The organism is [Mycobacterium] manitobense (assembly GCF_025821665.1).
Classification (GTDB): Bacteria; Actinomycetota; Actinomycetes; order Mycobacteriales; family Mycobacteriaceae; genus Mycobacterium; species Mycobacterium arseniciresistens.
The window spans coordinates 1-6495 of the sequence record NZ_JACKSJ010000061.1; the positions used below are offsets into that span (position 1 = coordinate 1).

General features: G+C 72.6%; 7 protein-coding genes. All 7 read left to right on the forward strand.

Annotation, left to right across the window (positions count from 1 at the left end; translation table 11 throughout):
* Positions 1–899 (forward strand): primosomal protein N' (locus tag H7I41_RS07370; RefSeq protein WP_505011360.1); only part of this gene is annotated, 899 nt, incomplete at its 5' end.
* Between the two features lie 37 nt (positions 900–936).
* Positions 937–2745 carry a DUF2207 domain-containing protein gene (locus H7I41_RS07375; protein ID WP_264011926.1) on the forward strand — a complete coding sequence of 603 codons (1809 nt, stop codon included), beginning with the start codon at positions 937–939 and terminating at the stop codon, positions 2743–2745.
* A complete protein-coding gene (locus H7I41_RS07380) occupies positions 2739–3275 on the forward strand; it encodes a LemA family protein (protein ID WP_264011927.1) in 537 nt (178 codons plus the stop codon). The genes H7I41_RS07375 and H7I41_RS07380 overlap by 7 nt, the downstream gene beginning before the upstream one ends.
* 25 nt (positions 3276–3300) lie before the next feature.
* Entirely contained in the window at positions 3301–4233 is a 933-nt protein-coding gene (gene fmt, locus H7I41_RS07385; protein WP_264011928.1) for a methionyl-tRNA formyltransferase, read from the forward strand.
* Positions 4230–5615 carry an RsmB/NOP family class I SAM-dependent RNA methyltransferase gene (locus tag H7I41_RS07390; protein WP_264011929.1) on the forward strand — a complete coding sequence of 462 codons (1386 nt, stop codon included), beginning with the start codon at positions 4230–4232 and terminating at the stop codon, positions 5613–5615. The genes fmt and H7I41_RS07390 overlap by 4 nt, the downstream gene beginning before the upstream one ends.
* A 5-nt stretch (positions 5616–5620) precedes the next feature.
* Positions 5621–6301: a ribulose-phosphate 3-epimerase gene (gene rpe / locus H7I41_RS07395; protein WP_264011930.1), complete on the forward strand. Its 681-nt coding sequence runs from the start codon at positions 5621–5623 to the stop codon at positions 6299–6301.
* A partial coding sequence (locus H7I41_RS07400) for a cytidine/deoxycytidylate deaminase family protein (protein WP_505011361.1) occupies positions 6298–6495 on the forward strand: 198 nt, incomplete at its 3' end. The genes rpe and H7I41_RS07400, both read left to right, overlap by 4 nt.

Below are 6495 nucleotides of genomic sequence, written 5' to 3' on the forward strand. Positions count from 1 at the left end.
CGCGGCCGGTGCTGGTGCAGGTGCCGCGCCGCGGCTACGTCCCCTCGCTGGCGTGCGCGAAGTGCCGGACCGTGGCCCGGTGCAGGCATTGCGCCGGACCGCTGTCGCTGTCGGAGCGGGGCGGCGAGGGCGCGGTGTGCCGGTGGTGCGGCAGGCACGACCCGGTGTTGCGCTGCACGCGGTGCGGGTCGGGTGCGGTGCGGGCGGTGGTCGTCGGCGCCCGCCGCACCGCGGAGGAACTCGGCCGGGCGTTCCCCGGGCAGTCGGTGATCACGTCGTCGGGGGAGTCGGTGGTCGCGATGGTGGGCGAAGGACCGGCACTCGTCGTCGCCACGCCGGGAGCCGAACCCGTCGCCCCGCAGGGGTACGGAGCGGCGCTGCTGCTGGACAGCTGGGCCCTGCTGGGCCGCCAGGACCTGCGCGCCGCGGAGGACACACTGCGGAGGTGGCTGTCGGTGGCCACACTGGTCCGCCCGCGCGGGGACGGCGGCGTGGTCGTCGTGGTCGCCGAGACGTCGCTGCCGACCGTGCAGGCGCTGATCCGCTGGGATCCGGTCGGTCACGCCGAACTGGAACTCGATTCGCGCGCCGAGGTGGGTCTGCCACCGAGCTCGCACATGGCCGCGGTCGACGGCGTGCCGCCCGCGGTGACCGCGCTGCTCGACGAGGCTGAGCTCCCCGCCGGGACCGACGTGCTCGGGCCCGTCGAACTGCCGCCCGGTGTGCGCAAGCCGGCAGGCCTTCCCGCAGGCGCCGAGGTGATCCGGATGCTGGTGCGCGTCGACCGCGGCCGTGGCCACGAACTGGCCGCCGCGCTGCGCCGGGCGATCGGCGTGCAGAGCGCGCGGCGCGAACACGAACCGGTTCGGGTGCAGATGGACCCGTTGCACATAGGGTGAGTCGCACGCGGCGTCTCACGCCGGACGGGAGGTTCTCATGCGGCGGCCGATCGCCTGGCTGATCACCGCGGGAGTCATCGCGATCGGGTTGCTCTGGCCGCTTCTCCTGGAAGCCGGCGGCGGCGGTGGCCAGGTCGACGATCCGGTGGTGTTCAGCAACTATCGCGCCGAGTACACCGTCGCCGCCGACGGGACCCTGTACGCGACCGAGACCATCACCGCCGAGTTCCCGGGCGGACGGCACGGCCTCTTCCGGTACTGGGACGTCGGCAACCGGAACAGCCCGCACGTGCGGCAGATCCCGGAGATCACGTCGATCATCCTCGACGGTGCGCCCGCGAACTACCGGATGCTCTGGGAGAGCGGCGACCGGTTCCGGGTGGCCAAGATCGGCGACGCCGACATCACGCTCGACGCCGGCGCGCACATCTTCGAGATCCGTTACGCGATCCCGGGTGTGCTGGACCCGGGAAGCACGGGCGCCGACCGGGCATTCGCCGCGACCACCGGTGAGCCGAACTCACGCTCGGCGTTCTACTGGAACGTCATCGCACCGGCGTGGAACAACACCATCGAGCGGGCCGACATCACGGTGCGACTGCCGGGGCCGGTCACCGGGGCGCAGTGCAGCGTCGGGGTGGGCGTCGGTCGGGCCTGCCGCGACCTCGCCGTCGACGGTGACACCGTCACCCTTCAGGCGCTGAACCTGAAGCCCGGTACGCCGGTGACGCTGCGCGCGGGACTGGATGTCGCGACGCCCGCCCGCGCCGAGCTGCCGTGGACCTACTACTGGGACCGCATCTTCGGACGGTCGACCACCACCGCCGCCTGGGTCGCCGCGCTCACCGCACTGGGCGCCGCCGGCGGGTGGCTGTCCTCACGCGCGACGCGCGAAACACCGCCGGGATTCCCGCTGCAGTACGCGCCGCCGCCGGGTCTCGGGCCGGTTCAGGTCGAGTACATCCGCACCGAGACCGTCCCCAAGCACGGGTTGACGGCGACGCTGTTCCACCTGGCCGACCGCGGCCTGGTCGACCTGCGGCAGGTCAACTCCGATCAGTGGAACGTGCGCGGGGTCGCCGAACGCGGCGCCTGGGCCGACGTCGACCCGGTCAGCGTCGCAGTCGGATCGGCGCTCAAGGTGATGTCGCCCGGCTCGGAGTTCGAGGCCAAGAAGGCGGTTTCCGCGGGCAAGAAGCTCGAGAAGGCCAAGAAGGAGATGGCCGACGCCGTCGAGAAATGGGCCTTCGACGGCGGGCTGCTGGTCAAGCAGAAGAAGGAGCTGTGGGCCACGATCGCCAGTGGCGTCGCGTTCGTCCTTGCGGTGTGCGGGTTCTTCCGGTGGGGCGTCCCGGCCACCATGTGGGGGCTGCCGTTCGCCGCCTTCTTCCTGCTCTCCCTGTCGTCGTGGTCGAAAGGCGTGGGCACCCGGCGTACCCCAGCCGGCCGCGAATTGTGGTCACAGGTGGGCGGATTCCACCGGATGCTGGCCACCGACTCGGCCGAGACCCGGTTCGACTTCGCCGCGCGCAAGGACCTCTACACCGCCTACATGCCCTTCGCGGTCGCTGCGGGCGCCGCGGCGCTGTGGGCTGCGAAATATCAGACCACGATGGGAATGCCTGCGCCGCAACCGGAGTGGTACAACTCGTCGTCGTCGACGGGCTCCGGATTCATGGGGTCCGCCGGCAGTGACTTCGACAGCTTCGAGTCGGCGCTGTCGTCGTCGATCGGGGCCTACACCGCCTCTCAGGCGTCCTCGTCGTCGAGTAGCGGGAGCAGCAGCAGCTCCAGCAGTGGCGGCGGCGGTGGCGGCGGTGGCGGAGGAGGAGGCGGCTCGTGGTGAGATTCCTGCTCGTACTGATCCTGGTGCTGGCCGTCGCGGTGCTGGTTGGATTCGTGATGGGCTACAACCGGCTTCGGGCCGCCGACGTCCGCGTCGCCGAGGCCCTCGCCGGCATCGACGTCGAGTTGACCCGGCGGGCCTCGTTGATCCCCGGCCTGGTGCACACCGTCACGACGTTCGCCGCGCACGAGAAGGCGATCCTCGACCACGTCACCGCGGCACGCGCGGCGCTGACGGCGGCCACCGGCAGCACGTCGGTGACCCAGCGCAGCACCGCCGAACGCGATCTCGACACCGCGGTGCGCGAGGTGGTCGCGCTGGGGCAGAACTACCCGCAACTCTCGTCGTCGAGCAACTTCCTGCAGCTGCAGGACAATCTCGCCGACACCGAGAACAAGCTGGCATTCGCCCGCCAGTACTACAACGACGCGGTCGCCACGTTGAACCGGCTCGCCACCACCATCCCCTGGATGTTCGTCGCGCCGCTCGCGGGCACCACCACTCGCGAGTACTACCAGACGCCCCGTTGAGCCGGCGCTTCCCTAGACTGTCGCGGTGCGCATCGTCTTCGCCGGCACGCCGGATCCCGCCGTGCCGTCGCTGCGACGGCTGCTCGCCTCGCCTCACCACGAGGTGATCGCCGTGCTCACCCGCCCGGACGCCGCGTCGGGCAGGCGCGCGAAGCCCTCGCCGTCGCCGGTCGCCGAGGTGGCCCTCGAACACGGCGTACCGGTGCTGCGCCCGCAGCGGCCCAACTCCGAGGAGTTCGTCGCCGAACTGAGCGCCCTGCAACCGGACTGCTGCGCGGTGGTCGCCTACGGCGCGCTGCTGCGCGAGCCGCTGCTCGCCGTGCCCGCGCACGGCTGGATCAACCTGCACTTCTCGCTGCTGCCCGCCTGGCGCGGCGCCGCGCCCGTGCAGGCCGCGATCGCCGCAGGCGACACGGTGACCGGAGCCACCACGTTCCTGATCGAACCGGCGCTGGACTCCGGACCGGTCTACGGGGTGGTCACCGAGACCATCCGTCCCACCGACACCGCCGGTGCGCTACTGGAACGCCTCGCGGTGTCGGGGGCCGCCCTGCTCGAGACCACCCTCGACGGCATCGCCGACGGCACCCTGACCGCGGTGCCGCAGCCGTCCGACGGGGTGACGGTGGCGCCGAAGATCACCGTCGACGAGGCCCGGGTGCGATGGGACCTGCCCGCCCACGTCGTCGACCGCCGGATCCGGGCGGTCACGCCGAATCCCGGCGCGTGGACCATGATCGGTGACCTCCGGGTCAAGGTGGGGCGGGTCACGGTCGACGACAACGCCGCAGATGCCCTGGCGCCCGGGGAGGTTCGCGTGTCGCGGGACGGCGTGCTGGTGGGCACCGGTTCGGCGGCCGTCCGGCTGGACATGATCCAGCCGCCCGGCAAGAAGATGATGAGCGCAGGCGACTGGGCCAGGGGCGCCCGACTCGACGAATCGGTCCGCGCCCAGTGACCCGGCCCAGGAACACCAAGCGGCCCCGCCGGACACCGCTCGATCCGGCCCGCCGCGCCGCCCTCGACGTCCTGCGGGCGGTGTCCGAGCGTGACGCGTACGCCAACCTGGCGTTGCCCGCGATGCTGCGGGAGCGCGGGATCACCGGCCGCGACGCCGCTTTCGCGACCGAACTGACCTACGGCGCCTGCCGCACCCGCGGCCTGCTCGACGCCGTGATCGAACGCGCGGCAGGGCGGCCGGTCGACCGCATCGACCCGATGCTGCTCGACCTGCTGCGGCTGGGCGCCTATCAGCTGCTGCGCACCCGGGTGGAACCACACGCCGCGGTGTCCACCACCGTCGAACAGGCCGGCATCGAATTCGACACGGCGCGAGCGGGTTTCGTGAACGGCGTGTTGCGGACCATCGGCAGGCGCGACGAACAGTCCTGGATCGCCGAGCTCGCGCCGCCCGCGGACGCCGACCCGGTCGGCCACACCGCGTTCACACATGCCCACCCGCGGTGGATCGCGCAGGCGTTCACCGATGCGCTCGGCGCGGACGCCGGACAGCTGGACGCCGTGCTTGGGGCGGACAATGAACGACCGGTGGTGCACCTGGCGGCACGGCCCGGCGTGCTCGGCGCCGACGCGCTGGCCGAGGCCGTCGGCGGCACCGTCGGCCGTTACTCGCCGTACGCCGTGCATCTGCCCAGCGGCGACCCCGGCACCCTCGAGCCCGTGCGCAACGGCACCGCGCTGGTGCAGGATGAGGGCAGCCAGCTGGTGGCCCTGGCCCTGACGCGGGCTCCCGTCGACGGCGACACCGGCCGCTGGCTCGACCTGTGCTCCGGACCGGGCGGCAAGACCGCGATGCTGGCCGCCATCGGCGCCGGGACGGGCGCCCGGGTGACGGCCGTCGAACCGGCACCCGCCCGCGCCGACATGGTGCAGCAGAACACCCTCGGCCTCGGGGTCGAGGTGGTGCGCGCCGACGGCCGCGACAGTGGGCTGGCGCCCGGGTTCGACCGGGTGCTGGTCGACGCGCCGTGCACCGGCCTCGGCGCGCTGCGCCGCAGACCCGAGGCCCGCTGGCGCAGGCAGCCCGGTGACGTGCCCGCCCTGGCGAAGCTGCAACGTGAACTCCTCGCGGCGGCGATCGCGCTCACCCGCCCGGGCGGCGTCGTGCTCTACGCCACCTGCTCGCCGCACCTGGCCGAGACGGTGGGCGTGGTGGCCGACGCGCTGCGCCGCCACCCGGTCACCGCGCTGGACACCCGGCCGATGTTCGCCGCGGGCCGCGACCCGCTGCCCGACCTCGGCGACGGCCCGTACGTCCAGCTGTGGCCGCACCGGCACGGCACCGACGCGATGTTCGCCGCGGCGCTGGAAGTAGGGTGAAATCCATGCCGGAGCAACCGATGATCGCGCCGTCGATCCTGGCCGCCGACTTCGCCCGACTGGCGGACGAGACCGCCGTCGTGACGGGCGCCGACTGGCTGCACGTCGACGTGATGGACAACCACTTCGTGCCGAACCTCACGCTCGGCCTGCCGGTGGTCGAGTCGCTGCTCAAGGTCACCGACATCCCGATGGACTGCCATCTGATGATCGAGGATCCGGACCGGTGGGCCCCGCCGTACGCGGAGGCAGGCGCCTACAACGTCACATTCCACGCCGAGGCGACGGACAACCCGGTGGGCGTGGCCCGCGACATCCGCGCCGCAGGCGCCAAGGCCGGCCTCTCGGTGAAGCCCGGGACATCGTTGGAGCCCTACCTGGAGATCCTCCGCGACTTCGACACCCTGCTGGTGATGTCCGTCGAGCCCGGCTTCGGCGGCCAGAAGTTCATCCCCGAGGTGCTGACGAAGGTGGCAACCGCCCGCCGACTCGTCGACGCCGGCGAACTGACGATCCTGGTCGAGATCGACGGCGGCATCAATGCCGACACCATCGAGGCGGCCGCCGAGGCCGGGGTGGACTGCTTCGTCGCCGGGTCCGCGGTCTACAGCGCCGAGGATCCCGCGGCCGCCGTGGCGTCGCTGCGCCAGCGGGCCGCAGGGGCATCCCGACACCTGGTGCTGTGACCCCCGAGGCCGCGATGCGGCTGGCCGTCGAACACGCCGACCGCGTGAAGGGCACGACCTACCCCAACCCGCCGGTGGGTGCGGTGATCCTCGACGCGGAGGGTGAGGTCGCCGGCGTGGGCGCCACCGAGCCGCCGGGCGGGCCGCATGCCGAGGTGGTCGCGCTGCGGCGGGCCGGCNCCAGGGCGGCCGGC

Excerpts from the sequence above, each read along its gene's own strand:
- H7I41_RS07375 (WP_264011926.1), top strand. The coding sequence starts at position 937 with ATGCGGCGGCCGATCGCCTGGCTGATCACCGCGGGAGTCATCGCGATC.
- rpe (WP_264011930.1), top strand. The coding sequence starts at position 5,621 with ATGCCGGAGCAACCGATGATCGCGCCGTCGATCCTGGCCGCCGACTTC.